Genomic DNA, 26,210 nt, shown 5'->3' on the forward strand with positions numbered 1-26,210 from the left:
CCCCCGTTCTCCCGGCGTTCTCCCGACTAGGCCAGACTGTCCCGCCACGCCCGGTGCAGATCCGCGAACCTGCCCGTGCCGGCGATCAGTTCGGCCGGACGGCCGTCCTCGACGATGCGGCCGTGCTCCATCACCAGCACCCGGTCGGCGATCTCCACGGTGGACAGCCGGTGCGCGATCACCACCGCAGTACGGCCCTTCAGCACCGTCGACATGGCCCGCTGCACGGCCCGTTCGCCGGGGATGTCCAGGGAACTGGTCGCCTCGTCGAGGATCAGCACCGCCGGGTCGGCGAGCAAGGCGCGTGCGAACGCGACCAGTTGGCGCTGCCCGGCCGAAATGCGCCCGCCGCGCTTGCGGACGTCCGTGTCGTAACCGTCGGGCAGGGCGGCGATGAACTCGTGCGCGCCGATCGCCTTGGCCGCCTGCTCGATCTCCTCGCGGGTGGCGTCCGGGCGGCCGATGGCGATGTTCTCGGCGACCGTGCCGGAGAACAGGAACGCCTCCTGGGTGACCATCACGACCCCGCGGCGGAGTTCGGGCACGGTCAGTTCGCGCAGGTCCACGCCGTCCAGGAGGACCCGTCCGTCGGAAGGGTCGTAGAAGCGGGCGAGCAGTTTGGCGAGCGTCGACTTTCCGGCGCCGGTGGAGCCGACGACCGCGACCGTCTGCCCGGCGGGGAGGGTGAGGTCGAAAGTGGGCAGCACCTCGCCGCCGGTGCGGTAGGCGAAGCGGACGCCGTCGAAGACGACCTCGCGCCCTGGCAGTTCGGTCGCCGGCGGGGGCAGCTCCTTCGGGACCGAGGGCTCCGGGACGGACGGGGTCTGGGCCAGCAGGCCCGCGATCTTCTCCAGGGAGGCCGCGGCCGACTGGTAGGAGTTGAGGAACATGCCCAGGCGGTCGATCGGATCGTACAGCCGCCGCAGATAGAGGACGGCCGCGGCCAGGACGCCCAGCTCCAACGAGCCGGACGCCACCCGGTAGGCGCCCCACAGCACGATCACCGCGACCGAGGTGTTGGCGACCAGCCGGGAGCCGACCACGTATCGCGCCATCTCGAGGAGCGCGTCGCCGTTCGTCCGCTCGTGGCGGCGGTTCAGCACGGCGAACTCGGCGTCGTTGGCGGCCTCCCGGCGGAACGCGCGCACCGGGCGGATGCCGTTCATCGTCTCCACGAACTTCACGATCACCGACGCGATCGCCGTGGACCGCGCCTTGTACACCCGGACCGCGCGCCGCTGGTACAGCCGCACCAGCAGGTACAGCGGCACGAAGCTCGCCACCGCGACGGCGCCGAGGCCCAGGTCCAGCCAGAGCAGCATCGCCGAGATGTAGAGGAAGGAGAGGATGACCGTGACCAGCTCCTGGAGGCCCTCGGCCAGGAGCTCGCGGAGCGACTCGACGTCCGTGGTGGACCGGGAGATGAGCCGGCCGGACGTGTAGCGCTCGTGGAAGTCGATGCTCAGCGCCTGCGCGTGGCGGAAGATGCGGCCGCGCAGGTCGAGGAGCACGTCCTGGTTGACGCGGGCCGAGGCCTTGACGAACGCGTACTGGAGGCCGCCGGAGAGCAGGGCGCTCAGGCCGTAGCCGACCGCGACCGCGAACAGCGGGCCGTGGTCGTGGCGGCGGAAGGCCGGTACGGCCGTGTCGATGGCGTACGCCACCAGCAGCGGGCCCGCCTGGACCGCCGCCTGCTGGAGCAGCAGGAGGAGCGTGGTGACGGCGACCCGCGCCTTCATGGGGGCGAGGAGCGAGCGCAGCAGGGTGGCCGTGGCGCCGGGCGGGGTGGGCAGGACGTCCCGGTCGAAGGGGTCGCCGCCGGCGGTGTCGGCCGGGTGCGGGTACGGGCGTTCGTCGTCCTCGTCGGGGGCGGGGAGGGAGGTGGCTGTGGTCATCGGCGGTGATCCTCCCCGGACATCAGGTGGGCGTACTCGGCGTTGGTGCGCAGGAGTTCGTGGTGCGTGCCGACGGCGGTGACCCGGCCGCCGGAGAGCAGGGCGACCCGGTCGGCGAGCAGGACGGTGGAGGGGCGGTGGGCCACGATCAGCGCGGTGGTGTCGGCGAGTACGTCGCGCAGGGCGGCCTCCACGGCGGCCTCCGTGTGCACGTCCAGGGCGGAGAGCGGGTCGTCGAGCACGAGGAAGCGGGGCCGGCCGACGACCGCCCGCGCCAGCGCGAGGCGCTGCCGCTGGCCGCCGGAGAGGCTGAGGCCCTGCTCGCCGACCTGGGTGCCGGTGCCCTGGGGGAGGGCGTGCGCGAAGTCGGCCTGCGCGACGGCGAGGGCCCGTGCCAGCTCGGGCTCGCCGGCGCCGTCCCCGGCTCCCATGAGCACGTTCTCGCCGACGGAGGCGGAGAAGAGAGTGGGTTCCTCGAAGGCGACGGCGACGAGGGAGCGGAGTTCCTCGCGGGGCATGGCGGTGATGTCCCGGCCGTCGAGGGTGATCCGCCCGGAGGTGGCCTCGTGCAGGCGGGGGATGAGGGCGGTGAGGGTGGTCTTGCCGCTGCCGGTGGCGCCGACGAGGGCCATGGACTCGCCGGGGCGGACGTGGAGGTCGACGAGTTCGAGGGTCGGGGGCGCGTCGGGGGAGGCGTCCGGGTAGCGGAAGGAGACGGAGTGGAAGCGGATGCCATCGTTGTCGGGAGCCGGAGGGAGGGGGCCGTGGTCGGGTGCGGGCCGGTGGGGGCTGGTCGCGCCCGCGGGGCGGAGCCGCACATTGTCTCGCCCCGCGCCCCTTACGGGGCGCTGTTCAGCCGCCGGTTCGAGAGCGCCCCGTAGGGGCGCGGGGAACTGCGCGACCAGCTCCGACGCACCCGCAGCCGACGACGAATCGGCGTCCTCCCGCAACGCGTCCCGCACTTCGAAGTACCGCTCAGTGGCAGTGGCGGCCTCCTGGCTCATCGCCAGCAGGAAGCCGATCGACTCCACCGGCCACCGCAGCGCCAGCGCCGTCGACAGGAACGCCACCAGCGTCCCCGCGCTCAGCTCCCCCTCCGCGACCTGGATCGAGCCCCACAGCAGCGCCGCCCCGATCGCCACCTCCGGCAGGGTCACGATGACGCCCCAGATCATCGCCAGCATCCGGGCCTTGCGCAGCTCCGTGCCCCGCAGGGTCCGTACCAGCTCGCGGAACGCGTGCGCCTGGCTGCGGTGGCGGCCGAAGCCCTTGATGATGCGGATGCCGAGCACGCTCTCCTCGACCACCGTCGTCAGGTCGCCGACCTGGTCCTGGGCGAGCCGCGCCACCTCCGCGTACCGCTTCTCGAAGATCACGCACGTCCAGATCACCGGGATCGTGGGGCCGAGGATGACCAGGCCCAGCGTCCAGTCCTGGGCCAGCATGATCAGCACGCCGACGAGGATCGTCACCCCGTTGACCAGGAGGAAGGTCAGCGGGAAGGCGAGGAACATGCGGAGCAGCATCAGGTCGGTGGTGGCCCGGGAGAGCAGCTGGCCGGAGGCCCAGCGGTCGTGGAAGGCGACCGGCAGCCGCTGGAGGTGGCCGTACAGGTCGGCCCGCATCCCCGCCTCGACATGGGAGAGGGGCCGGGCGACCAGCCAGCGGCGCAGGCCGAAGAGCAGCGCTTCCGCGATGCCGAGCAGCAGCAGGTACAGCGCGCCGAGCCACACCCCGGCCGGGTCGCGGTCGGCGACCGGGCCGTCCACCATCCACTTGAGGACGAGGGGGATGACGAGCCCCGTACAGGAGGCGACTATCGCCACGAACGCGGCGATGGACAGCCGCACCCGCACCGGCCGTACGTACGGCCACAGGCGCAGCAGGGTGCGGACGGCGGACCGGTCCTTGGTGGTTGCACGTGTCGGAGGCATCAGGGGCGAGCCTACGGATCGGCACTGACAACGCCTACCGAGTTTTGGCCGGACCGCAGTCGGCCGCTGGTCCTACGACCTGGGCGTTCGAGGGGTCGTACGGGTGGATCCACGGCATCAGCCGATCGGTTGATGGCGGTTCGAGCGGGACGGCCGATGTGGCGGACCCGGGGCGGACGGGACCCTCGGAGCATGCCAACCGTGATCGAAGTGACAGACCTGCGGAAGTCCTACGGCGGCCGGGCCGTCGTGGACGGGGTGAGTCTCGCCGTCGAGGAGGGCGAGATCTTCGGGATCCTCGGGCCGAACGGGGCCGGCAAGACCACCACGGTGGAGTGTGTGGAGGGGCTGCGGGTGCCCGACGCGGGGCGGGTCCGGGTCACCGGGCTCGACCCCGTCGCCGACCACGACAAGGTCTCCCGCGTTCTCGGCGCCCAGTTGCAGCAGAGCGAGCTGCAGCCCAAGCTCACCGTCCGCGAGGCCCTCGAGCTGTACGCCTCCTTCTATCCGACGCCGCTCGACTGGGCGCCGCTCGCCGAGCGCCTCGGGCTCAGCGACAAGCTCGCCACCCGGTTCGGGAAGTTGTCGGGCGGGCAGCGGCAACGCCTGTTCATCGCGCTGGCGTTGATCGGCAACCCGCGGGTCGTCGTCCTCGACGAGCTGACCACCGGGCTGGACCCGCGGGCCCGGCGGGACACCTGGAAGCTGATCGAGGACGTCCGGGACCGTGGCGTCACCGTCCTCCTCGTCACCCACTTCATGGAGGAGGCGCAGCGGCTCTGCGACCGGGTCGCGGTGATCGACAGGGGGCGGGTGGCCGCCCTGGACACCCCGGCCGGGCTGATCCGCCGCAGCGCGGGGGCCACCGTCATCAGCTTCACACCGTCCGCCCCCCTGGACGACCACGACCTCGCCGCCCTCCCCGCCCTCGCCTCCATCGAGCGCAAGGACGGCCGGATCACGCTCTCCGGCACCGACGAGACCGTCAACGCCGTCATCACCCTGCTCGCCCGGCACCGCATCACCGCCCACCAGCTACGGGTCGTGGACGCCACCCTCGACGACGCGTTCCTCGACCTGACGAAGGAGCAAGCAGCATGAACACCGCAGTCCTGCGCACCGAGTTCCGCCTGTTCCGCCGCGAACCCGGCGCCGTCTTCTGGGTCTTCCTGTTCCCGACGCTGCTGCTGGTGATCCTCGGTTCGATCCCGTCGTTCCGGGAGGCCGACACGTCCCTGGGCGGGCTGCGCCCGGTCGACGCGTACGTGCCCATCGCCGTGCTGATCGCCCTGATCATGTCCGGGGTCCAGACCCTGCCCCAGGCGCTCACCGGCCACCGGGAGCGGGGCATCCTGCGCCGGATGCGGCTCACCCCCGTACGGCCCTCCGCGCTGCTGTCCGCGCAGATGGTGGTGCAGGGCACGGTCGCCCTCGGCTCGGCGCTGCTGGCGCTCCTCGTCGGCCGGCTCGCCTTCGACGTACGGCTGCCGAAGCAGCCCGGCGGCTACCTGCTGGCCCTGCTGCTCGCGGCCGCGGCCGCCCTCGCCCTCGGCTCGGTCGTCTCGGCGCTGTCCCGCACCACGAAGATCGCGGGCGCGATCGGCTCGGCGGTGTTCTTCCCGATGATGTTCTGCGCGGGCGTGTGGATCCCGGTGCGGGAGATGCCGCACGCGATGGCCCGGGTGGTGCAGCTGACCCCGTTCGGCGCGGCGGCCCGCGCCCTGGACCGGGCCGCCGCCGGACAGTGGCCCGGCTGGGACCACCTGGGCGTGCTCGCGGCCTGGACGGTCCTGCTGACCGCGGGTGCCGCCCGCTGGTTCCGCTGGGAGTAGGGGGCGGACCGCCGTGCAGACTGAGGACATGACCGCGGACGACAACCGGCTCGACCGGCGCTGGGAGCAGCTGCACACCTGGGCGCCGTACGGGTTCCTCGGCATCAGCATCGTCCTCGGCATCGCCTCCGCCGACCCGCACGCGAGCGCGGCCACGTGGTACACCGGCTGGTCCCTGGTCGGCGTCGCGGTCGCGCTCCAGCTGTGGTGGCACGGCACCCGGTCCCGCCGTCCCGGCCGCGGCCGTACCCCCTCCCCGGCCGGGGGTCTGTACTACGTCGTCCGCTGGGCCCTCGGCTTCGCTCTCACCTGGCTCAACCCGTTCTTCGCGTTCTACGCCGCCTCCGGCTACATGGACGCCGACGAGCTGCTGCCGCGGCGGTGGCGGCGGCTCGGGCTGCTGGCGAGCGCGGTCACCGTGGCCGGTGCGCAGACGGGCGGGATGCCGTTCGAGAGCGTGGTCCAGTGGGTCCTCTTCGGTGTGCTGCTGGTCGTCAACTCCGGTCTCCAGGTGGGGATCGCCCACCTCGACGACCAGGAGAAACGGCGGTCCCACGAGCGCACCGAGACCATCGCCGCCCTGCGTCAGGCCCTGGACGAGAACGCGGCCCTGCACGCCCAGCTCCTCCTCCAGGCGCGGGAGGCCGGGGTCGCCGACGAGCGCCGCCGGCTCGCCGCCGAGATCCACGACACCATCGCCCAGGGGCTGGCCGGGATCATCGCCCAGCTCCAGGTCGTCATCAACACCCCCGATCCGGAGGCGGCCGAGGAGCACGTGGGCCGCGCCCTGGCCCTGGCCCGGCACAGCCTGGGCGAGGCACGGCGTTCCGTGCACAACCTGGCCCCGGTGGCCCTGGAGCACGACGGGCTGCCCGAGGCGCTGCAGAAGACGGTCGCCGAATGGGGCGAACGGACCGACATACGCGCCGAGTTCACCGTCACCGGCACCGCCGAGCAACTGCACGAGGAGGTCGCGGCCACCCTCCTGCGCATCGTCCAGGAGGCGCTGTCCAACGCCGCCCGGCACGCGCACGCCTCCCGGGTCGGCGTCACCCTCTCCTACCTGGGGGACGAGGTCATCCTCGACATCCGCGACGACGGCACCGGCTTCGACCTGCTCACCGTGCCCGCCCGCAGCCGGGCCGGCGGCTTCGGCCTGGACGGGATGCGCGCCCGCGCCGAGCGCATCGCGGGCTCCCTGACCGTGGAGTCCGAACCGGGGCTCGGCACCGCCCTGTCGGCGCGCGTACCGTTGGTCCGCCATGACAACTGAGCCCCCGATCACGCTGCTGATCGTCGACGACCACCCGGTCGTCCGCGACGGCCTGCGCGGCATGTTCGAGTCCGCCCCCGGCTTCACGGTCCTCGGCGAGGCGTCCAACGGCGCCGAGGCCGTCACGCTCGCCGCCGCCCTGGACCCCGACGTGATCCTCATGGACCTCCGCATGCCGGGCGGCGGCGGAGTCGACGCCATCCGCGAACTGACCCGGCGGGACGCCCGCGCGCAGGTCCTGGTCCTCACCACCTACGACACGGACTCCGACACGCTCCCCGCGATCGAGGCGGGCGCGACCGGCTACCTCCTCAAGGACGCCCCGCGCGAGGAGCTCTTCACCGCCGTCCGCGCCGCCGCCCAGGGCCGCACCGTCCTCTCCCCGGCCGTCGCCTCCCGCCTGGTCTCCGCCGTCCGCACCCCCGCCGCCCCCGGCAACGAACCGCTCTCCGCCCGCGAACGCGAGGTACTGGCCCTGGTCGCCCGGGGCACCTCCAACCGCGAGATCGCCCGCGAACTCTTCATCAGCGAGGCCACGGTCAAGACCCACCTCACCCACCTCTACGCCAAACTGGGCGTCAACGACCGCGCGGCGGCGGTCGCGACGGGGTACCAGCGGGGGATTCTGGGATAGCGCGGTGCTTCTCGGGCGGTCGTACAGGAATGAGGTCGGATGATTTCCCTTGCGCATTTGTTGGATCTGGCACGGCGATTCGAGGGTGATCTCTCCTTACCCGTCGCACCACTTCGAGTGGGGGACCGAGAAATCGATGTCGACACCACCCCCGCCGTCATGGGATGCGTCAACCTCTCTCAGGACTCCACCTATCGAGAGAGCGTCGCGACCTCGACCGAGTCCGCGGTCAGGAAAGGTCGCGTCCTAGCGGCACAAGGCGCCGATATCGTGGACATCGGTGCCGAGTCGAGCAATCCCCGCACTCGGCAGGTCTCCGTGCAGGAACAGGTGGCCGTGTTGGTGCCGGTCGTGAAGGGGCTCGCCGCGGAAGGCATCGCCGTGTCGATCGAGACCTACGAGCCTGCCGTCGCCCGGTCGTGCCTGGAGGCGGGGGCGCTCCTGCTCAACTACTCCGGCGGGCTGGCATCGGACGGTGAGATGTTCCCCATGCTGGCCGACCATGAAGCGACGGTTGTCCTGTGCCATGTCGAAGGGAAGAACTCCCGGGACGTGCGCGCCAAGGGCATCGACCAGGATCCCATCCCCGGGATGCTCGACTACTTCGGGAGGCGCGTGGATCACGCCCGCTCGGCCGGGGTCGATCGAATCGTCATCGACCCCGGGATCGGCTTCTCCCACGACGGGCACATATCCGCCGATGCCCGTGTTCACTATCAGGGCCGTGCCCTCTTGAACACGTTCCGGCTTCGACGGATGGGTCTTCCCATCTGCCACTCCCTGCCGCATGCCTTCAGCCTCTTCGAGGACGAGTTCCGTACCGCCGAAGGCTTCTTCACAGTGCTGGCGCATCTTGGGGGAACAGGTGTCTACCGTACCCACGAAGTTCCTCGGATACGGGCGGTACTGGCTGCTCTCCGAGCACTCGGCCCTCAATCCTTCGCTCCCGGAGCCCAACCAGGGTAGGGGAGGAGCCCTGAGGCGATCCGCTCCCGGGATGCCTTCGATTCTGCCTGCAAGTGCCGCGTCGATTTCATGCGCCTGAAACGTTGCCTCAGCCAACCACTCGCAGGAAGAGCACCGCCCGCCCCGGCACCGTGATCACCGTCCCCCCCTCGTGCACCACCCCCGGCTCCGCGTCCTGCTCCTCCAGTGAGGTGTCCACCAGCACCTCGTAGCGCTCCGCCCACGGCGGGCCCGGCAGGACGAACTCCGCCGGGCGGTCGCCGGCGTGGAGGATCGTCAGGAAGCTGTCGTCCACCACCGGGGCGCCGCGTTCGTCGCGGCCGGGTATGTCCCGGCCGGAGAGGTACATGCCGAGGGTCGCGGCGGGCGCGTACCAGTCGCCCGCGGTCATCTCCTCGCCGTGGGCCGTGAACCAGGCCAGGTCGCGCAGGCCGTCCGCCGAGTGCGCGCGGCCGGAGAAGAAGGCGCGGCGGCGCAGCACCGGGTGGCGGTGGCGGAGCCGGATGAGGCGGGAGGTGAGGTCGAACAGCGGCCGCCAGGCGGGGTCGTCCAGCAGGCTCCAGTCCAGCCAGCTGATGTCGTTGTCCTGGCAGTAGGCGTTGTTGTTGCCGCGCTGCGTGCGGCCCAGTTCGTCGCCGGCGACCAGCATCGGGACACCCGTCGAGAGGAGGAGGGTGGTGAGGAGGTTCCGCAACTGGCGCCTGCGCAGTGCCCGTACGTCCTCGTCGTCCGTCTCGCCCTCCGCGCCGCAGTTCCAGGAGCGGTTGTCGCCGGAGCCGTCCCGGTTGTTCTCGCCGTTGGCCTCGTTGTGCTTGCGCTCGTACGACACCAGGTCGCGCAGGGTGTAACCGTCGTGCGCGGTGATGAAGTTGACGGAGGCGTAGGGGCGGCGGCCGCCCCAGGCGTAGAGGTCGCTGGAGCCGGAGAGGCGGTAGCCGAGGTCGCGCACGTCCGGGAGGGCGCCGCGCCAGAAGTCGCGGACGGCGTCGCGGTAGTGGTCGTTCCATTCGGTCCACAGGGGTGGGAAGGCGCCTACCTGATAGCCGCCCGAGCCCACGTCCCACGGCTCGGCGATCAGCTTCACCCGGCGCAGCACCGGGTCCTGGGCGATGACGGCGAGGAAGGGGGAGAGCATGTCGACGTCGTGCATCGAGCGGGCCAGCGCGGCGGCGAGGTCGAAGCGGAAGCCGTCCGCGCCCATCTCCGTGACCCAGTAGCGGAGGGAGTCGGTGATCAGGCGCAGCACGTGCGGGCGGACCACGTGCAGGGTGTTGCCGCAGCCGGTGTAGTCGGCGAAGCGCCGGGCGTCGTGGTCCTGGAGGCGGTAGTAGCCCCGGTTGTCGATGCCCTTCAGGGACAGCGTCGGGCCCAGCTCGCCGGCCTCCGCGGTGTGGTTGTAGACCACGTCGAGGATGACCTCTATCCCGGCCGCGTGCAGCGCGCGCACCATCCGCTTGAACTCGCCGACCTGCTGTCCCCTCGTACCGGAGGCGGCGTAGGCCGCGTGCGGGGCGAAGTAGCCGATGGAGTTGTAGCCCCAGTAGTTCTTCAGGCCGCGCCTGAGCAGGTGGTCCTCGTGGGCGAACTGGTGGACGGGGAGCAGCTCCACGGCCGTCACGCCCAGGCCGACGAGGTGCTCGATCGCGGCCGGGTGGGCCAGTCCCGCGTAGGTGCCGCGGAGTTCCTCGGGTATCCCCGGGTGCAGTCTGGTGAAGCCGCGCACGTGCAGCTCGTAGATGACGGAGTCCGCCCACGGCGTCTTCGGGCGGTGGTCGTCGGACCAGTCGTCGTCATCGTGGACGACCACGCCCTTCGGGACGTACGGCGCCGAGTCGCGGTCGTCGCGGACGGTGTCGGCGACCTGCTGGTCCGGCCAGTCCCGGACGTGCCCGTACACCTCGGGCGGCAGCGCGAACTCGCCGTCCACCGCCCGCGCGTACGGGTCCAGGAGCAGCTTCGCCGGGTTCCAGCGGGCGCCCGTCCACGGGTCCCAGCGGCCGTCGACCCGGTAGCCGTACCGCTGTCCCGGCAGCACACCGGGGACGAACCCGTGCCAGATCTCGTGCGTGAGTTCGGTCAGCGGGATGCGGGTCTCCCGCCCCTGCTCGTCGAAGAGGCAGAGCCCGACCGCCTCCGCCCCGGCCGCCCACAGTGCGAAGTTGGTGCCCGCCACCCCGTCCGGACCGACCCGGAACCGGGCGCCGAGCGGTGTCGACGCCCCCGGCCACGCCGCCGGGACGGGGAGGGCCGTCCCGTTCACCGCGGGGGCGTGCACCGCGGTGCCGTCCGCCCTCGGGGCCCGCGCCGGTGCCCCCTGCTGCTCGGCTGCGCTCGTCACCTGTCGGCCCCTCTTTGTGTTCCGCGGTTCGCCGACCACCGGGGCGCGCCCACCCGTGTCCGAGCAGCCGACGGCGCCCGGACTCCCGGTCCCGGGCACGGTCGGCGGCTCGCTACGGACATGCCCGCGACGGCTCTCGCACGGGCATGGCGGCTCCCCAGCTCGTCGTCCTTCCCTCTGTTCTGCCCAGTGCCGGCGTCGCACTCACGTTTCCCAGGGGCATGCCCGCTCGTTGAGCCGCACGTGAGGCATCCACAAGGGCGCGCACGGCGCGCGGGGGCCGCGTTGGCCGCGGCACTGACATGGGCGGGGCTGCTGGCGGGCGCCGCCGGCTGCTCCTCGGACGGCACGGACGGGCTCGGCATCGACCGTGCCCTCGGCGGCAAACCCCCGGCCCCCGAGGACGTCATCCGCATCTCCCCGGACGACGGCACCAAGGCCGTACGGCCCGACGGACGGCTGACGGTGCGGGTGCCGGCCGGCCGCCTGGAGTCCGTCAGGGTCGTCAGGTCCCAGGACGCCCAGGACTCCCCGGTCCCCGGGCACATCGGCGCGGACGGCAGGACCTGGCGGCCGGACGACCCGAAACTCGCGCTCGCCGCCAAGTACACCGTCGACGCGGTCGCCCTGGACGGCGACGGCCACCGCTCGGCCCGCCACACCACCTTCACCACACTCGTCCCCGACGAACGCTTCATCGGGTACGTCACCCCGGAGAACCGGGCCACCGTCGGCACCGGCATGATCGTCTCCCTCGCCTTCAGCCGCGACATCGAGAACCGTGCCGCCGTCGAACGCGCGATCCAGGTCACCGCCAAGCCCGCGGTCGAGGTCCGCCCGCACTGGTTCGGCAAGAACCGCCTCGACTTCCGCCCCGAGCGCTACTGGCAACCCGGCACGGTCGTCACCGTCGGCCTGAACCTCCGCGACGTGGAGGGCGCCCGCGGTGTCTACGGCCTCCAGTCCAAGACGTTCACCTTCACCGTCGGCCGCAGCCAGGTCTCCCTCGTCGACGCGGCCGCCCACACGATGGAGGTCCGCCGGGACGGCGAGCTGCTCGCCACCGTGCCGATCACCGCGGGGGCGCCCGACCACACCACCTACAACGGGAAGATGGTGGTGATGGAGATGCACGACGTGACCCGCATGAACAGCCGCACGGTCGGCTTCGGCGGCGAGTACGACATCCCCGACGTCCCGCACGCCCTCAAACTCACCGACTCCGGCACCTTCCTGCACGGCAACTACTGGGCGCCGGACGCCCCGGGCCACGTCAACGTCAGCCACGGCTGCGTGGGCCTGCGCGACGTGAAGGGCGGCAGCTCGGACACGCCCGCGGGCTGGTTCTACGACCGCAGTCTCATCGGTGACGTGGTCGAAGTCGTCAACAGCGAGGACAAAACGGTCTCTCCCGACAATGGTCTCGGCGGGTGGAACATGGGGTGGAAGGAGTGGAAGGCGGGCAGCGCGGTCAAGTAACCAGGTGGGGGGCGGGTCGGTGGGGGCGAGAAGTTGCGACGCAACGGTGACATTCGCCCAACACCAAGCTCAAAACCCTGCGGTTACTATGCGCCAGAGCGCGCGCCTGACGCGCCGGGGTGGGCCTGACCAGGCCCTGGGAGGGGAGAACGACTTTGAACGAGCGGCCGATATCGGGGGCGTCGGTTCGGGGGGCGCGGAGGAAGCAGGGGATGGCGGTCGTCGCCGGAGTCCTGCTCATGGCCGTCACCGCCTGCGGCGGGGGCGGCTCTTCCGACAAGGGGGCGGACCAGGGCAAGGCCAAGGACTCCACCACCCAGGCGAGCAAGCAGTCCGTGGCCACGGTCAGCATCAGCCCCAAGTCCGGTGCGACCGGCGTGGACACCAGCGGTGCGCTCAAGGTCAGCGCCGCCAAGGGCAAGCTGACCGACGTCGAGGTCAAGGACGCCAAGGGCAAGGAGATAGCCGGGGCGATCGCGGCGGACGGCGCCAGCTGGACGCCCTCGACGCACCTCGCCAACTCCACGAAGTACACGGTGCACGCGGTCGCGAAGGACGCCGACGGCCGTGAGTCGGCGGAGGACTCCAGCTTCACGACGCTGACCCCGAAGAACACGTTCGTCGGTTACTTCACGCCGGAGGACGGTTCCACCGTCGGCGTCGGCATGCCGTTCTCCATCCACTTCACCCGGGGCATCACCGATCCGGACGCGGTGGAGAAGGCGATCACCATCAAGACCGAGCCCGCGGTCGACGTCGAGGGCCACTGGTTCGGCAACGACCGCCTCGACTTCCGCCCCGAGAACTACTGGAAGTCCGGCACGAAGGTCTCCGTCTCCCTCAACCTCAACGGTGTCGAGGGCCGGGACGGGGTGTACGGGGAGCAGGCCAAGACCGTGAAGTTCACGATCGGCCGCAACCAGGTGTCGATCGTCGACGCCAAGAAGCACACGATGAAGGTCATGCAGGACGGCAAGGTCGTGAAGACCCTCGCGGTCACGACCGGCAAGCCGGGCTACGACACGTGGAACGGCCAGATGGTCATCAGCGAGAAGCTGCGCGTGACCCGTATGAACGGCGAGACGGTCGGCTACGGCGGCGAGTACGACATCAAGGACGTGCCGGACGCGATGCGGCTGACCACGTCCGGGACGTTCATCCACGGCAACTACTGGGGCGGCGACGCGTTCGGCAACTACAACGCGAGCCACGGGTGCGTCGGCCTTCGGGACATCCGGGGTGGGGGTGACCGTGCGTTGCCCGCCGCCTGGTTCTTCGATCACTCGATCATCGGGGACGTGGTGACGGTGAAGCACTCCAACGACCAGACGGTTTCGCCCGACAACGGGCTCAATGGGTGGAACATGTCCTGGGCCGAGTGGACCAAGTAGTTCGTCTGCCGCGGGCGCGTGGGGGCTGGTCGCGCAGTTCCTCCCGCAGCCTTCGGCCGGGGTACCCCCAGCGCCCCTGAGGTAGGGGTGGTGAACGCCCGCTAACCTGCGAGGCATGACTGTAACCCTCGAAGTCTCGTCAGGTGTGGGCACGCTGCGTCTCGACCGGCCCCCCATGAACGCGCTGGACGTCGCCACCCAGGACCGGATCAAGGAGCTGGCCGCAGAGGCCACCCGTCGCGAAGACGTTCGTGCCGTCGTGATCTACGGCGGCGAGAAGGTCTTCGCGGCGGGAGCCGACATCAAGGAAATGCAGCACATGGACCACGCCGCCATGGTTCTGCGCTCCCGTGACCTCCAGGACTCCTTCAGCGCCGTCGCCCGGATTCCCAAGCCGGTCGTCGCCGCCGTCACCGGCTACGCGCTCGGCGGCGGTTGCGAACTCGCCCTCTGTGCGGACTACCGCATCGCCGCCGACAACGCCAAGCTCGGGCAGCCCGAGATCCTGCTCGGGCTCATCCCGGGGGCCGGCGGCACCCAGCGGCTGCCCCGGCTGGTCGGGCCGTCGAAGGCCAAGGACCTGATCTTCACGGGCCGTATGGTCAAGGCCGACGAGGCGCTCGCCATCGGCCTGGTCGACCGTGTCGTGCCCGCCGCCGACGTCTACACCGAGGCGCACGCCTGGGCTGCGAAGCTGGCGCAGGGGCCGGCGATCGCGCTGCGGGCCGCCAAGGAGGCGGTCGACACCGGTCTCGAGACCGACCTGGAGACCGGGCTCGCCGTCGAACGGAACTGGTTCGCCGGGCTGTTCGCGACCGAGGACCGGGAGCGCGGGATGCGGAGCTTCGTCGAGGAGGGGCCGGGCAAGGCCAAGTTCCTGTGATCTTCGCCCTGTTGTGAAAGCCCCGAACCGCTTGCAATTGACGCGATGTCTGATTCCGGGTCCCCCGATGGGGCGGATTATGGGAGCCTTAAGGCAACCCTAAGTCCGCCTTGTCGAGGGGGTCTGGCGATTGCCCGGAGATGGGACGTCTGCGCAGGTCGGACCGGCTGTCGAGGCGTGCGGAATGCCGATGGCATATGCCGATCACCCGGAAACCGGCAGAAGGTTTGCGGGGGCGTATTCCCCAGGAACGGCCACGGAGGGCGCTCCGGGCGGCCATGATGGGGGCATGGCGGGGCTGGAGGGCATCGAACAGCCGCGGGGACACAGCCGTGCGGCCGCGGCGCGCTGGTCGCCTGCGGTCGAGGACGAGCGGGCGCTCAAGGCGATCGAACTGTTCGGCAACCCGACGGACGCGGAGGTTCCGCTGCCGTCCCGCCCCGAGTCCGCGGCGACCGCCCGCCGGCTCGCCCAGGTCGTCGTCCTCCGCCAGTGGCGGCTCAGCCCCAAGATGACGGAGGACGCGGTCTTACTCGTCTCGGAACTGGTGGGCAACGCCGTACGGCACACCGGTGCCCGGGTTTTCGGCCTGCGGATGCGCCGCCGCCCCGGATGGATCCGGGTGGAGGTCCGCGATCCGTCGCGCGGACTGCCCTGCCTGATGCCGGTTCAGGAGACGGACATCAGCGGTCGGGGACTGTTCCTGGTGGACAAGCTGTCGGACCGGTGGGGTGTCGATCTGCTGCCCAGGGGCAAGACGACGTGGTTCGAGATGCGGGTGGCTGACAGATGAGGCCCGGTCGAGCGCGCCCCGAAGGGGTGCTGTACCGATGTGCGGCTGCCGCCGCGTGGGCGTGACCGGCCCCCACCGGCCGCAACGTGCAAGAACAACCCTTTTCGGGTCAATAGCCAATTTTCTTACCTGTGCACCCTTAAATAGTGCAGGTGACCCCCACCCACCGACGTGACCTCCTCCGCGCCGGCGCCGCCTTCACCGCCGTAGGCGCGCTCATCACCGGTTGTGGCAACACCGGTACGGCCACCGCAGCACCCCCCGCCACCACCCCCACGTCACCGTCGGCTTCCCTCACCCGGCTCCCCTTCCAGGTCACCCACGGCCCCCGCGCCACCGCATCCGTCGCCCTCACCTTCCACGGCCAGGGCGACCCCGCCCTCGCCGACCGGCTCCTCACCACCGCCGAGCAGCACGGCGCCCACCTCACCGTGCTGGCCGTCGGCAGCTGGCTCGACGCGTACCCCGCCATGGCCCGCCGCGTCCTCGACGGCGGCCACGACCTGGGCAACCACACCCAGCGGCACGTCTCCATCAACGCCATGGCGGAGGTGGACGCCCGCAAGGAGATCACCGACTGCGCACAGCGGCTCAGGCGGCTCACCGGATCGATCGGGAGCTGGTTCCGCCCCTCCAGGGCGCCGACCGCCTCCCCGCTCGTCGCCCGGCTCGCGGCCGAGGCCGGCTACCCGCACGTGCTGTCGTACGACGTCGACTCGCTCGACTACACCCGGCCCGGTGCGTCGGCCATCACCCGCAAGGTGCTCGCGGAGGTCACGGGCGGCTCGGTGGTGAGCATGCACTTCGGGTATCCGGACACGGTCGCCGCCCTCCCCGACGTCCTCCAAGAACTCCACCGCCGTGGACTGCGCGCGGTCACCACCACGGAGCTGCTCAGCTGATGCGAACCACGAACGCCGCCCGTCTGCTGTCCGCCGGTGCCGTCCTCGCCGCCCTGGCGCTGCTGCCCGCGTGCAGCGGCGGCTCCGAGAGCCCCGGGACACCGGCCGCCGGCACCACCGCGGCCGTGCAGCCGCCGGCGAAGAAGGCGGAGCAGGCCGTCGACGGACTGCCGGGGATGCCCCCGGTCCTCGACCCGAAGGACGTGTACGCCGCCGACCGCCCCGGCAACCTCTCACCCGTCGTCAAGGGCTTCCCGTCCCTGGTCTACGTCCCGAACACCAACTCCGACACCGTCTCGGTCATCGACCCGAAGACGTACCGGGTGATCGAGACCGTCCGGGTCGGCCGGCAGCCGCAGCACGTCGTGCCGTCCTGGGACCTGAAGACCCTGTGGGTCAACAACGACCTGGGCAACAGCCTCACCCCCATCGACCCCAGGACCGGCAGGGTCGGCAAGCCCGTCGCCGTGCACGACCCGTACAACCTGTACTTCACGCCCAACGGCAGGTACGCGATCGTGATGGCCTCCAACGACCGCCAGCTGGTCTTCCGGGACGCGCACACCATGCAGACCGTCAAGGCCGTCCCGGTCAGCTGCTACGGCGTCAACCACGCCGACTTCTCCCTCGACGGCCGGTACTTCATCGTCTCCTGCGAGTTCAGCGGCGAAGTGCTCAAGGTGGACACGGAGCAGATGAAGGTGCTCCGGCAGGAGAAACTGCCGTACCACGGCGCCATGCCGCAGGACGTCAAGGTCTCGCCGGACGGCAAGCGGTTCTACATCGCCGACATGATGGCCGACGGGGTGTGGGTCCTGGACGGCGACGCCTTCACCAGGCCGACCTTCATGGCCACCGGCAAGGGCGCACACGGGCTGTACGTCAGCCGGGACTCCCGCGTGATGTACATCTCCAACCGGGGCGAGGGCACCATCTCCCTCTTCGACTTCGCCCGGAACCGGCTGACCGGGAAGTGGCGGCTGCCGGGCGGCGGCAGCCCCGACATGGGCGGGGTCTCGGCGGACGGCAAGGTGCTCTGGCTGTCCGGCCGCTACAACTCCGAGGTGTACGCCATCGACACCCGCACCGGCACCGAACTGGCCCGCATCCACGTCGGCAGCGGCCCGCACGGCCTCGCCGTCTACCCGCAACCGGGCCGCTACTCGCTCGGCCACACCGGCATCTTCCGCTGAGGCCCGGCCTCAGGCCCTGAGCAGCAACGCCTCGGCGCCCACCGGCACATAGCCGGCCGCCTGGAACGCCCGGACGCTGCGGGCGTTCCCCGGGGCGACCTGCGCCCACAGGGGCTCGTCCGCGAGCTGCCGGGCGGCGGTCACCAGGGCCCGGCCCAGCCCCCGCCGCCGTACTTCCTCGTCCACCTCCACGGAGACCTCGAGGCGTCCCGCGACCCCGCGCCCCAGCGTCAGCACCCCGCCCGCCGCCGTCCAGGCGCGCACCTCGTCCCGGCGGGCCCGGGCGTAGGCGACCCGGGAGTGGTCGGGGCCGGTGAGCTCGGTCAGGGGGAGGTCCGGGCGGCCGGGCAGCGGACCGGCCACCAGCAGCGCGTCGATCGTCTCCTGCTCGCGGCCGGTGCGGTCCATCAGGGCGGTGAGGAAGCGCGAGTTCATCGTCGCGGCCAGCGGGTCGCTGGGGGTCGCGCGCAGGGTGTCGTACACCCACTGCGGGTCCTCGTCGACGAAGACGACCGAGTGGGCGGTGAAGGAGAGGACCCCGGCGTCCCGCGGGGAGGGCTGCGGTACGACCGTCGTACGGCCGTCGGGCGGCGGGAAGACACCCCGGGCCGCCGCGTCCAGAATGTCCCGCAGGGTCTCTGTCACCGTGCTCCTTGAGTCTCCACCCACTGGAAGGCCCACACTCGCAGACATGATCGAAGACGGCACCGGACTTTTCACCATCGGAGAGCTGGCGAAGGCCACCGGGCTGACCGTGCGCACCATCCGCTACTGGTCCGACGAGGGCGTGCTCGCCCCGGTGACCCGCTCCGCCGGCGGCTACCGGCTCTACGACGCCGAGTCGTTCGCCCGCCTGGAGCTGATCCGCACCCTGCGCGAGCTGGGGCTCGGCCTGGGGCATGTGCGCCAGGTGCTCTCCGGCGAGCGGACCGTGGCGGAGGTCGCCGAGACGCACGTGGCGGCGCTGGACGCGCAGATCCGGGCGCTGAAGGTGACCCGTGCGGTGCTGTCGACCGTGGCGCGACGCGGTTCGGACGCGGAGGAGATGACCCTGATGAACAGACTGGCGCGGCTGTCGGCCGCCGAGCGGCAGCGGATCGTAGACGACTTCGTGGAGGAGATCTTCGAGGGGCTGGACACGGCCGACCCGTGGATCCGGGAGCGCACCCGGACCCTTGGGGTGGCGCTGCCCGACGATCCCGGCCCCGCACAGGTGGACGCCTGGGTGGAGCTGGCCGAACTGCTGCGGAACCCGGACTTCCGGGCGGCGATGCGCAGGATGATCGAGTTCAACGCGGCGGACCGGGGGCCGGACACCCCGGCCGGTGCCTCGCAGTGGTTCTTCCGCAAGCTGGTCGACGTCGTCGGCGCGGCCCGGGAGCGCGGGGTGGCGCCCGAGGCGCCGGAGGCGGACGCCGTGCTGACCGAGGTGTTCGGGGCGGGCACCGACCGGGCGGCGGTGCTGCGCCGGATCGACCTGGGCAACGAGGTCGCCCGCTACCGGGAGTTGGTGAACATCATCAAGGGCGCTCCGGCGCCGCCGCAGTACCAGGAGGAGTTCGGCTGGGTGGTCGCTGCGCTGAAGGCCTGGCCGGGCCGTTAACCTGGCCTGCGGCAGTACGCCGGTACGGCAATGGAAACACGGACATAAAGGGGCGGATCGGTGGCGGACATCGACGAGGCACGCGCGCACTTCGAGCGGATCGACGCGGACGGTGACGGTTTCATCACCGCCGCCGAGTTCAAGTCCGCTCTCGCGCAGGGGGGCGACTGGAACGTCACCGAGGCGGTGGCCGAGGCCATCATCAAGACCCGCGACCTCAACGGCGACAAGGTCCTGTCGTTCGACGAGTACTGGGCCTACCTGAACAAGTAGGTCCCAGGAGCGGAGGGGCGCCCGGCTCCTGGAGCGCGGGCGCCCCTTTCTCATGCCCGGTTCACCGCCGACAGGACCGCCCCGACGGACGCGGCCGGCGGGGAGGGGCCCTTCGCCGCGCCCCAGACCGTCGTCGCGCCGTTCACCCGGCACTCGGCGAAGGCGTACGGACCGCGGCCGGTCGCCTCCAGGATCTCCCTGGCGTGTCCCGCGCCGGTCAGCGCGTCCGGCGACGGACCCGGACACCGGGGACGCGGCCCATGAGGCGCCGGCACGCGCGCTGTCCGAGGGCGCCGCGGCGGCGGAGGTGCCGCGGGCGGATCCGGCGGATCCGTTCGCGGGTCAGCCGGCGGGGTGGGCAGGGCGGGGGGTTCGGTTCGCGGGGCGGTCCGCGGTGCTGGCTGTGGGTTCGTCCGGGGTGCCGGTCGTCGGGCCGCCGGTGGCTCTGCGGTACTGGCCCGGTGCTGTGCCGTACTCCCGTTTGAAGGCCTTGGCGAAGGCGAACTCCGAGGTGTAGCCGGTGCGTTCGGCGATCTGGCGCAGGGTGAGGGTGTTGTCGCGCAGCAGCCGGCCGGCGCTGGTCATCCGCCACCAGGTCAGGTAGGCCAGGGGCGGTTCGCCCACGAGCGCGGTGAAGCGGCGGGCGAAGGCCGCCCGGGACAGGCCGCCCCGGGCGGCGAGCTCGGCCACCGTCCAGGGGCGGGCCGGGTCGCCGTGGACGGCACGCAGCGCCGCCGAGACCGCGGGGTCGGCCAGCGCGGCGGACCAGCCCCTGCCCTGCTCGCCGCCCCGCTCCCGCTGCCACCAGGCCCGCAGGATGTAGAGCAGCAGGGTGTCGAGCAGCGAGGTGACGATGGCGTCCGCGCCCGGCTGCCGCTCCTCCAGCTCCATTCCGAGCAGCTCCACCGCGGCCCGCAGCGAACGCTGGGCGCCCACCCGGGCGGGCAGATGGACCACCTCCGGCAGCTCGGAGAGCAGCCGGTGGGCACGGGAGCGGTCCAACTGGTAGGCGCCGCACAGCAGTACCGTGTCCGGCTCCGCCTCCCGTGTCGTACGCGGCGGTACGGGCCAGCGGCCGTCCGGTCCCGGGCGCACGTCCTGCAGCGGCACGTCCGGTCCGCTGGCCAGCGCGTGTCCGTGACCGTGGGCAAGGAACACCACGTCCCCTGGCCCCAGCGCCAGCGGCTCGCCGGCCGTCGGCAGCAGCCATGCCGACCCGCGCAGCACCACATGGAACCCGGCGCCCGCCGAGGCCGCGAACCGCATCCCCCAGGGCGCGTGCTTGTCCCGGCGGGAGGAGTGCGGCCGCCCGGTGCGCATCGCGGCGACCGCGTCGCTCAGTACGTCCATGTCCACACCGTAGCCCGGCGAGACGCTCGGACAGGAAAGCGAGACAGCAGGGCATGGATCGTCTCGCGGGCGCCGCCTAGCGTCGATGGCATGTCGAACACCGCACGCACCGTGCTCTTCCATGAGACCGGCGGACCCGACGTCCTGACCGTCGAGGACGTGCCGCTCCCGGACCCCGGCCCCGGCGAGGTCGTCGTACGCGTCGAGGCGCTGGGCCTCAACCGGGCCGAAGCCCTCTTCCGCTCGGGCACCTACTACTACCAGCCGACCCTGCCCGCCTCCCGGCTCGGCTACGAGGCCGCTGGGATCGTCGAGGCCGTCGGCGAGGGCGTCACCGAACCGGCCGTCGGCGACCCGGTGACCACCGGCCCCGGCATCGAGATGAGCGCGCGGGGCGTGTACGCCGAGCGCGTGGTGCTGCCCGCGTCCTCCGTCGTCCCGCGCCCCGACGGCGTGGACGCGGTCACCGGCGCCGCGGCCTGGCTGACGTACACGACGGCGTACGGCGGGCTGCTGGAGACCGCGGGGCTGCGGCCCGGAGACCACGTCCTGATCACCGGGGCGTCCAGCGGCGTCGGCACCGCGGCGATCCAGGTCGCCCGCCGCGTCGGCGCGGTCCCGCTCGCCACCACCCGCACCGAGGCCAAGCGCGAGCGGCTGCTGGAGCTGGGCGCGGCGGAGGTGATCGTCACCGGGGAGTCGACGGCGGAGGCGGTGGCGAAGGAGGTCAGGCGGCTCACCGGGGGCAGGGGTGCCGAGGTGATGTTCGACGCGATCGGCGGCCCGGACTTCCGCCCGCTGGCGGAGGGGCTGGCCGCGGGCGGCTCGGTGGTGGTCTACGGCTGGCTGGACCGCCGCCCCGCCGAGATCCCCTGGAACTGGCCCTTCACCATCCACACCTACGCCAACCAGGCCCTCACCTCGACCCCGGAGGGCCGGCGCCGTTCCACCGCCTTCCTCAACGCGGGCCTGGCCGACGGCGGCTTCCGCCCGGTCGTCGGCGAGGTGCTGGACGGCCTGGACCGCATCCGGGACGCGCACCGCCTGATGGAGTCCAACACGCACATCGGCAAGATCGTCGTACGGATCTGAGCGGCGGGACCCGGTGGCCGGAACCGGGTCTCACCCGCTCGGCCCAGCCGTGGAATAGGCCGCGCACGCCCGAGGTTGTCGCCGCACAGCAGCGTATGTATGCAGGCGCATGGACTCTCGAAAGGCGTGTCATGAAGATCGGCATCATCGGCGCGGGGAACATCGGCGGCAACCTCACCCGGCGGCTGACCGCCCTCGGGCACGACGTGTCCGTGGCGAACTCGCGGGGCCCCGAGACGCTCGCCGCCCTGGCCGAGGAGACGGGAGCGACGGCGGTACGGGCCGAGGAGGCCGCGCGGGGCGCGGAGGTCGTGGTGGTCACGGTCCCGGTGAAGGCGGTCCCGGACCTGCCGTCCGGGCTCCTGGACGGCGCCACGGAGAACGTCGCGGTGATCGACACCGGCAACTACTACCCGCGGGAGCGGGACGGCCGGATCGCCGGCATCGAGGACGAGGGCATCACGGAGAGCCGCTGGACCGAGCGGCAGATCGGCCACCCCGTGATCAAGGTCTTCAACGGCACCTTCGCCCAGGACATCCTGGACCGCGGCCGTCCCGCCGGGGACCCCGAGCGCCAGGCCGTCCCGGTCTCCGGCGACGACGAGGCCGCCAAGCGGGTCGTCCGCGCCCTGGTCGACGAGCTCGGCTTCGACACGGTCGACAACGGCGGCATCGACGACTCCTGGCGCCAGCAGCCGGGCACCCCGGTGTACGGCCTGCGCGCCGGCGTCGAGGGCGTACGCAAGGCCCTGGCGGAGGCGTCCCCGGAGCGTCAGGAGAACTTCCGGGGCTGACGGCCGGCCGGGTCCGCCGGGGTGGCCGGCGGTGGGATCGAACCGGGGAGCCCCGTCCCGCCGCCCCGGACGGGCGCCGCTGCTCAGTCCTCCTTCGACGCCCACGCCTTGAGGGCGGCCTTGCTGGCGAAGTCCGCCACGTCCTTGTCGTGGGGGTCGCTGGTGTACTGGTGGAAGCGCCAGTCGGCCTTGATGCGGGGGTGGCCGGCGCTGACGTAGTCGGCGATCCAGAGCCCGTCGCCGGCGTACGACGTGGTGTCGATGGTGAGCCAGAAGTTCCGGTTGGTGTAGAGCACGACCCGGTGGCTGGGCCGCAGGGCCTTCACCTTGCGGATGAAGGAGTCCTTCTCCGCGTTGCTCGCGTGGGTGCCGTCGCCGGTGGTCTCCCAGTCGACGGCGAGGATCTCGCCGGCCTTCTCGGGGGCGTGCTGGACGAAGTACTCGGCCTGGGCGGTGAGGTTGCCGGGCCAGAGGAAGTGGTAGTAGCCGACGACCAGTCCGGCGTCGCGGCCGGTCTTGGTCTGGGCGGCGAGCTTGGGGTTGACGTACGAACGCCCCTCCGTCGCCTTGATGAAGACGAAGGAGAGGCCGTCCGTGTCGTAGGCCGATGACTGGTACGCGCTCACGTCGATTCCGTGCAGCATGTGCGGGGGCTCCCTGGGTGCCAGTGGGGTGACACGAATTGCAACTGCGTAGGTCGTATGCCCCGACACGCCGAGAGGGATCCGCGAGGGCCCGTGAATTGTCAGCCGCGGGCCGCCACCTCGCCGAGCACGGCCGCCGACTTCGTCGACCAGTCGGAGGTGATGATGCCGGCGTGGTCCGAGGCGAGCAGCGCCAGCCGGGCGGCCACCTCGGCGTCCGTCGGAGCGGTCGAGGAGATCGCAGGTGAGACGTTGTAGGCGTCCGTCATGATCAGGATGTAGTGGTTCGTGGCGTAGAACGACGTGTCGTAGCCGTTGTTCACGTACGTCGCCGCGTCCCCGTCGAAGAACACGAACCAGGGCCGGATCGAGGCGTCGTACCTGCTGGTCCGGGGATCCCCGTTCGCGGCGCCCAGCACGGCGGGGAAGGCCTGGGCCTGGGAGATGTTCCCGGCCGCGTACAGGTCCCGCAGGTGGTCGCCGTACTCCTCGTCCGTCCAGTAGTGGTCGAACGGGTTGGCCTCCTCCACCGTGCCCGGGATCAGCTCGAAGATGAACTTGCCCTTGAGCTGGTCACGGGTGGGCCAGGCGTTGGCCTTGGCGGCGGCGTCGAGCGTCGAGTACGAGGAGCCGAGCAGGTCGGCCGGCCTGTACACGCTGCTGCCGAGCTTCTGCGAGACGAGCGTGTCGAACGCGGTGGGCCCGAGTCCGATGGTCTGGTTGAACCCGACCTTCATCTCGACCTTGACGACGACGGGCGCGTGGTCCGGGTGCAGTTGCTCCCAGGCCGCCATGTTGTCGAGGCAGCTGCCGAGGTCCTGGCTGGTGGCCTGGCTGTACAACTGGCCGGGCGTGTTGGCGTGTTCGCAGTTGTTGTCGTCGCCCCACGGGTTGCTGTGGCTGACCCGCCACCGCTTGCTGATGCTGTCGACGTACACGTCCAGCTCCAGCAGCGAGGCCCCGGAGTCCAGGGCCTGCGCCCAGTAGGTGTACTTGTCCTTCTCGTACGCGTTGTGCGTGCCGATGGTGGTGGTCTCGGAGAACTTCGCCGCGTTCAGGCCCGTGTCCGCGTGCGCGGCGGAGCCCGCCATCGCGAACAGGACCCCGGCACCCACGACGGCCGCCAGCCGTCTCAGTACACGCATGACCCAACTCCCTTGGGTTGTTGGTGAGTTGGCGGCAGCGTAGAAGCAGACGGTTACTGAGCGGTAGCCCCTGGAGGAACATCGGCCTCCGGGACTCCCTCGGGACTCCCTCGGGACTCGGGGGGCCGCACGTACGCTGACCGCATGCCGAGGCCGGAGGAGGCGCTGGTGGGGTCGGATCCGGTGGCGGGGCGGCGGCCCGCGGGGCTGTTCGTTGGGCTGTGCACCCTGGACGTCATCCAGCTGGTGGACCATGTGCCGGGGCGGGACGAGAAGCTGACGGCCCGTGACCAGGTGGTGGCCGCGGGCGGCCCGGCCACCGGCGCGGCGGTGGCCTTCGGCCGGCTGGGCGGTCTGCCCCGGCTGCTCACGGGCCTCGGCTCCCATCCGCTGGCGCTCGGCGTCCGGGCGGATCTCGACGCGCTCGGCGTGCGCGTCTCGGACCTCGCCGCCGGCCGTGCGGAGCCGCCCGCGGTGTCCTCGGTTCTGGTGACCGAGGCGACCGGAGAGCGCGCGGTCGCCTCGACCAACGCGACCGGGCACCGGCTGCGGGCCCCGGCCGATCTGGCGGAGCTGGTGGTGTCCTGCGACATCGCCGAGTTCGACGGGCATCACATGGAACTGGCCGTCGACGTCGCGCACGCCGCCCGCTCGGCCGGCCGGCCCACCGTCCTCGACGGGGGCAGCTGGAAGCACGGCACGGAGAGGCTGCTGGCGTCGACCGACATCGCCGTGTGCTCGGCGGATTTCCACCCGCCCGGCGCTGGCACGCCCGCCGAGACCCTGGAGTTCCTCCGGGACCACGGGGTGACCTGGGCGGCGGTCACCGGTGGCGGGGCGCCGATCGTGTGGGCGGGCCCCGGCGGCGGTGGGCTGGTCGACGTTCCCGAGACCCGCGTGGTGGACACGCTGGGCGCGGGTGACGTCCTGCACGGTGCCCTCGCCTACCACCTGGGCGCCCACGACCGCATCGACGGACCGGTCTTCACCGAAGCCCTGGCACGGGCCGCGGCGGTGGCCTCCCGCGCGTGCGCCTCGTTCGGCACGCGCGCGTGGCTGACGGCGGGCTGACCGGCGGCCGACGGCGAACGTCGCTTGCGCATCCGCTCACGGCGATTCGGCCGTGTTCCGTGGCCCGGGAAGCGCGCTGACCGGCGGTCGGTGAGACACGACTCCCGAAAACACGCGGCTGGGGATCCGGCTCAAACAGCGTGTTCGAGCCGGACCGTCGGGTCGTTGTCCCGGTCGGCACTCTGTGGGCTGCGGGTTCGTACGCTGAGATCTTCGAACGCTGCGCCGATCTTGGGCACGGCTGCCCCCGGATCGAGCATCCCGCCACCGCCCTCGACTTCAGCCTCTGCAGGGCGGGGCCGCACTGGCTGCTCGCCGTGACGGCGGGGGACAAGGTCGGAGCCGACGTCGAGCGGTGCGCCCCCCGACCAGGTGGCCGAGGCGGCATTGGCCGACGACGAGCTCGGCCTCATGCGGCGCGCGGATCTGCCCGAGCGGCGCCGGAGCTGTTCTGCCGGGCCTGGACGCGCAAGGAGGCGGTGCTCAAGGTCTGTGGCGTCGGCATCGTCGCGGAGCTCCGGGATCTGGAGACCCGGCCGGCCGAGGCCGGCCCCGTGACCGTCGAGTACGGCACTGGCCCAGGATGCCGGGCGGTCCGGCCCGTGGTGACCAGGCAGGCCGAGTCTCTGCCTGGCAGGTGCCAACTCTGATTGGTACCTGCTAACGTTTCTTGGCATGTGCTGGGTGTTGCTATGAAGGCGCCTCTGCCAAGCGGAGACGAGTTG

25 protein-coding genes are annotated in these 26,210 nt (G+C 71.7%); 17 read left to right on the forward strand and 8 right to left on the reverse strand.

What is annotated here, in order from left to right:
• Nucleotides 1–26 precede the first annotated feature (26 nt).
• Nucleotides 27–1,895, reverse strand: coding sequence for an ABC transporter ATP-binding protein (locus tag ACFY0P_RS38825; protein WP_388924490.1), 1,869 nt, complete (start codon nucleotides 1,893–1,895; stop codon nucleotides 27–29).
• The gene (locus ACFY0P_RS38830) at nucleotides 1,892–3,829 is read right to left on the reverse strand and encodes an ABC transporter ATP-binding protein (protein WP_388924493.1); all 1,938 of its coding nucleotides are present in this window, start codon (nucleotides 3,827–3,829) and stop codon (nucleotides 1,892–1,894) included. The genes ACFY0P_RS38825 and ACFY0P_RS38830 overlap by 4 nt, the downstream gene beginning before the upstream one ends.
• Nucleotides 3,830–4,021: 192 nt before the next feature.
• On the opposite strand from ACFY0P_RS38830, the gene ACFY0P_RS38835 reads away from it, so the two are divergent.
• Genes ACFY0P_RS38835 through ACFY0P_RS38855 form a run of 5 tightly spaced genes read left to right on the forward strand, consistent with a single transcriptional unit; the run spans nucleotide 4,022 to nucleotide 8,534 of the window.
• Nucleotides 4,022–4,930: an ATP-binding cassette domain-containing protein gene (locus tag ACFY0P_RS38835; RefSeq protein ID WP_388924496.1), complete on the forward strand. Its 909-nt coding sequence runs from the start codon at nucleotides 4,022–4,024 to the stop codon at nucleotides 4,928–4,930.
• Nucleotides 4,927–5,661, forward strand: a complete 735-nt coding sequence (locus ACFY0P_RS38840; RefSeq protein ID WP_388924499.1) for an ABC transporter permease — start codon at nucleotides 4,927–4,929, stop codon at nucleotides 5,659–5,661. Before ACFY0P_RS38835 ends, ACFY0P_RS38840 begins: the two co-directional genes overlap by 4 nt.
• Before the next feature lie 28 nt (nucleotides 5,662–5,689).
• Nucleotides 5,690–6,934, forward strand: a complete 1,245-nt coding sequence (locus ACFY0P_RS38845; protein WP_388924502.1) for a sensor histidine kinase — start codon at nucleotides 5,690–5,692, stop codon at nucleotides 6,932–6,934.
• Entirely contained in the window at nucleotides 6,924–7,568 is a 645-nt protein-coding gene (locus ACFY0P_RS38850) for a response regulator (protein WP_388924505.1), read from the forward strand. The genes ACFY0P_RS38845 and ACFY0P_RS38850 overlap by 11 nt, the downstream gene beginning before the upstream one ends.
• Nucleotides 7,569–7,607: 39 nt before the next feature.
• Nucleotides 7,608–8,534 carry a dihydropteroate synthase gene (locus ACFY0P_RS38855; protein ID WP_388924508.1) on the forward strand — a complete coding sequence of 309 codons (927 nt, stop codon included), beginning with the start codon at nucleotides 7,608–7,610 and terminating at the stop codon, nucleotides 8,532–8,534.
• 88 nt (nucleotides 8,535–8,622) lie between these two features.
• Here ACFY0P_RS38855 and glgX read toward each other — a convergent pair whose 3' ends face one another.
• The gene (gene glgX / locus ACFY0P_RS38860; protein ID WP_388924511.1) at nucleotides 8,623–10,872 is read right to left on the reverse strand and encodes a glycogen debranching protein GlgX; all 2,250 of its coding nucleotides are present in this window, start codon (nucleotides 10,870–10,872) and stop codon (nucleotides 8,623–8,625) included.
• A gap of 243 nt (nucleotides 10,873–11,115) precedes the next feature.
• On the opposite strand from glgX, the gene ACFY0P_RS38865 reads away from it, so the two are divergent.
• From ACFY0P_RS38865 to ACFY0P_RS38890, 6 genes are all read left to right on the forward strand, one after another.
• Nucleotides 11,116–12,351 carry an Ig-like domain-containing protein gene (locus ACFY0P_RS38865; RefSeq protein ID WP_388924514.1) on the forward strand — a complete coding sequence of 412 codons (1,236 nt, stop codon included), beginning with the start codon at nucleotides 11,116–11,118 and terminating at the stop codon, nucleotides 12,349–12,351.
• A gap of 155 nt (nucleotides 12,352–12,506) precedes the next feature.
• Nucleotides 12,507–13,742 carry an Ig-like domain-containing protein gene (locus ACFY0P_RS38870; RefSeq protein WP_388924517.1) on the forward strand — a complete coding sequence of 412 codons (1,236 nt, stop codon included), beginning with the start codon at nucleotides 12,507–12,509 and terminating at the stop codon, nucleotides 13,740–13,742.
• Nucleotides 13,743–13,857: 115 nt separating this feature from the next.
• Nucleotides 13,858–14,625 carry an enoyl-CoA hydratase/isomerase family protein gene (locus ACFY0P_RS38875; protein WP_388924518.1) on the forward strand — a complete coding sequence of 256 codons (768 nt, stop codon included), beginning with the start codon at nucleotides 13,858–13,860 and terminating at the stop codon, nucleotides 14,623–14,625.
• A gap of 289 nt (nucleotides 14,626–14,914) precedes the next feature.
• The gene (locus ACFY0P_RS38880) at nucleotides 14,915–15,418 is read left to right on the forward strand and encodes an ATP-binding protein (protein WP_217547724.1); all 504 of its coding nucleotides are present in this window, start codon (nucleotides 14,915–14,917) and stop codon (nucleotides 15,416–15,418) included.
• A 152-nt stretch (nucleotides 15,419–15,570) separates the two neighbouring features.
• Nucleotides 15,571–16,320 carry a polysaccharide deacetylase family protein gene (locus tag ACFY0P_RS38885; protein ID WP_388924520.1) on the forward strand — a complete coding sequence of 250 codons (750 nt, stop codon included), beginning with the start codon at nucleotides 15,571–15,573 and terminating at the stop codon, nucleotides 16,318–16,320.
• On the forward strand, nucleotides 16,320–17,513 hold the full coding sequence (locus ACFY0P_RS38890) for a hypothetical protein (protein WP_388924523.1): 1,194 nt from the start codon (nucleotides 16,320–16,322) through the stop codon (nucleotides 17,511–17,513). The genes ACFY0P_RS38885 and ACFY0P_RS38890 overlap by 1 nt, the downstream gene beginning before the upstream one ends.
• Before the next feature lie 9 nt (nucleotides 17,514–17,522).
• Here the strand turns inward: ACFY0P_RS38890 and ACFY0P_RS38895 are convergent, their stop codons facing one another.
• Entirely contained in the window at nucleotides 17,523–18,206 is a 684-nt protein-coding gene (locus tag ACFY0P_RS38895) for a GNAT family N-acetyltransferase (RefSeq protein ID WP_388924526.1), read from the reverse strand.
• Between ACFY0P_RS38895 and ACFY0P_RS38900 the strand changes: the two genes are divergently transcribed.
• Complete coding sequence (locus ACFY0P_RS38900) at nucleotides 18,205–19,116, forward strand: MerR family transcriptional regulator (RefSeq protein ID WP_388924529.1); 912 nt, start codon at nucleotides 18,205–18,207, stop codon at nucleotides 19,114–19,116. The two genes, ACFY0P_RS38895 and ACFY0P_RS38900, sit on opposite strands and share 2 nt — an antisense overlap.
• Before the next feature lie 60 nt (nucleotides 19,117–19,176).
• Nucleotides 19,177–19,389, forward strand: a complete 213-nt coding sequence (locus ACFY0P_RS38905) for an EF-hand domain-containing protein (protein ID WP_093498975.1) — start codon at nucleotides 19,177–19,179, stop codon at nucleotides 19,387–19,389.
• A gap of 50 nt (nucleotides 19,390–19,439) precedes the next feature.
• Here the strand turns inward: ACFY0P_RS38905 and ACFY0P_RS38910 are convergent, their stop codons facing one another.
• The gene (locus ACFY0P_RS38910; RefSeq protein ID WP_388924532.1) at nucleotides 19,440–19,664 is read right to left on the reverse strand and encodes a hypothetical protein; all 225 of its coding nucleotides are present in this window, start codon (nucleotides 19,662–19,664) and stop codon (nucleotides 19,440–19,442) included.
• Nucleotides 19,665–19,731: 67 nt separating this feature from the next.
• On the reverse strand, nucleotides 19,732–20,739 hold the full coding sequence (locus ACFY0P_RS38915; RefSeq protein ID WP_388924536.1) for an AraC family transcriptional regulator: 1,008 nt from the start codon (nucleotides 20,737–20,739) through the stop codon (nucleotides 19,732–19,734).
• A gap of 90 nt (nucleotides 20,740–20,829) precedes the next feature.
• Between ACFY0P_RS38915 and ACFY0P_RS38920 the strand changes: the two genes are divergently transcribed.
• Entirely contained in the window at nucleotides 20,830–21,831 is a 1,002-nt protein-coding gene (locus ACFY0P_RS38920; protein ID WP_388924539.1) for a zinc-dependent alcohol dehydrogenase family protein, read from the forward strand.
• Nucleotides 21,832–21,926: 95 nt separating this feature from the next.
• Nucleotides 21,927–22,625, forward strand: coding sequence for an NADPH-dependent F420 reductase (locus tag ACFY0P_RS38925; protein WP_388924542.1), 699 nt, complete (start codon nucleotides 21,927–21,929; stop codon nucleotides 22,623–22,625).
• 83 nt (nucleotides 22,626–22,708) lie between these two features.
• Here the strand turns inward: ACFY0P_RS38925 and ACFY0P_RS38930 are convergent, their stop codons facing one another.
• On the reverse strand, nucleotides 22,709–23,269 hold the full coding sequence (locus tag ACFY0P_RS38930) for a glycoside hydrolase family 25 protein (protein ID WP_388924545.1): 561 nt from the start codon (nucleotides 23,267–23,269) through the stop codon (nucleotides 22,709–22,711).
• A 101-nt stretch (nucleotides 23,270–23,370) separates the two neighbouring features.
• A complete protein-coding gene (locus ACFY0P_RS38935; RefSeq protein WP_388924548.1) occupies nucleotides 23,371–24,414 on the reverse strand; it encodes a phosphatidylinositol-specific phospholipase C domain-containing protein in 1,044 nt (347 codons plus the stop codon).
• Between the two features lie 144 nt (nucleotides 24,415–24,558).
• On the opposite strand from ACFY0P_RS38935, the gene ACFY0P_RS38940 reads away from it, so the two are divergent.
• The gene (locus ACFY0P_RS38940; RefSeq protein WP_388924551.1) at nucleotides 24,559–25,485 is read left to right on the forward strand and encodes a PfkB family carbohydrate kinase; all 927 of its coding nucleotides are present in this window, start codon (nucleotides 24,559–24,561) and stop codon (nucleotides 25,483–25,485) included.
• 317 nt (nucleotides 25,486–25,802) lie between these two features.
• Nucleotides 25,803–26,135, forward strand: coding sequence for a 4'-phosphopantetheinyl transferase superfamily protein (locus ACFY0P_RS38945; protein ID WP_388924923.1), 333 nt, complete (start codon nucleotides 25,803–25,805; stop codon nucleotides 26,133–26,135).
• The last annotated feature ends 75 nt before the right edge of the window (nucleotides 26,136–26,210 follow it).

This window comes from Streptomyces sp. NPDC001714 (genome assembly GCF_042892755.1).
Lineage (GTDB): Bacteria > Actinomycetota > Actinomycetes > Streptomycetales > Streptomycetaceae > Streptomyces.

Bases quoted from the DNA above. Each gene is read 5' to 3' on its own strand.
- ACFY0P_RS38825 (WP_388924490.1), bottom strand. From the start codon at position 1,895: ATGACCACAGCCACCTCCCTCCCCGCCCCCGACGAGGACGACGAACGC.
- ACFY0P_RS38830 (WP_388924493.1), bottom strand. From the start codon at position 3,829: ATGCCTCCGACACGTGCAACCACCAAGGACCGGTCCGCCGTCCGCACC.
- ACFY0P_RS38835 (WP_388924496.1), top strand. From the start codon at position 4,022: ATGCCAACCGTGATCGAAGTGACAGACCTGCGGAAGTCCTACGGCGGC.
- ACFY0P_RS38840 (WP_388924499.1), top strand. From the start codon at position 4,927: ATGAACACCGCAGTCCTGCGCACCGAGTTCCGCCTGTTCCGCCGCGAA.
- ACFY0P_RS38845 (WP_388924502.1), top strand. From the start codon at position 5,690: ATGACCGCGGACGACAACCGGCTCGACCGGCGCTGGGAGCAGCTGCAC.
- ACFY0P_RS38850 (WP_388924505.1), top strand. From the start codon at position 6,924: ATGACAACTGAGCCCCCGATCACGCTGCTGATCGTCGACGACCACCCG.
- ACFY0P_RS38855 (WP_388924508.1), top strand. From the start codon at position 7,608: ATGATTTCCCTTGCGCATTTGTTGGATCTGGCACGGCGATTCGAGGGT.
- ACFY0P_RS38875 (WP_388924518.1), top strand. From the start codon at position 13,858: ATGACTGTAACCCTCGAAGTCTCGTCAGGTGTGGGCACGCTGCGTCTC.
- ACFY0P_RS38880 (WP_217547724.1), top strand. From the start codon at position 14,915: ATGGCGGGGCTGGAGGGCATCGAACAGCCGCGGGGACACAGCCGTGCG.
- ACFY0P_RS38890 (WP_388924523.1), top strand. From the start codon at position 16,320: ATGCGAACCACGAACGCCGCCCGTCTGCTGTCCGCCGGTGCCGTCCTC.
- ACFY0P_RS38900 (WP_388924529.1), top strand. From the start codon at position 18,205: ATGATCGAAGACGGCACCGGACTTTTCACCATCGGAGAGCTGGCGAAG.
- ACFY0P_RS38895 (WP_388924526.1), bottom strand. From the start codon at position 18,206: ATGTCTGCGAGTGTGGGCCTTCCAGTGGGTGGAGACTCAAGGAGCACG.
- ACFY0P_RS38915 (WP_388924536.1), bottom strand. From the start codon at position 20,739: ATGGACGTACTGAGCGACGCGGTCGCCGCGATGCGCACCGGGCGGCCG.
- ACFY0P_RS38920 (WP_388924539.1), top strand. From the start codon at position 20,830: ATGTCGAACACCGCACGCACCGTGCTCTTCCATGAGACCGGCGGACCC.
- ACFY0P_RS38925 (WP_388924542.1), top strand. From the start codon at position 21,927: ATGTATGCAGGCGCATGGACTCTCGAAAGGCGTGTCATGAAGATCGGC.
- ACFY0P_RS38930 (WP_388924545.1), bottom strand. From the start codon at position 23,269: ATGCTGCACGGAATCGACGTGAGCGCGTACCAGTCATCGGCCTACGAC.
- ACFY0P_RS38935 (WP_388924548.1), bottom strand. From the start codon at position 24,414: ATGCGTGTACTGAGACGGCTGGCGGCCGTCGTGGGTGCCGGGGTCCTG.
- ACFY0P_RS38940 (WP_388924551.1), top strand. From the start codon at position 24,559: ATGCCGAGGCCGGAGGAGGCGCTGGTGGGGTCGGATCCGGTGGCGGGG.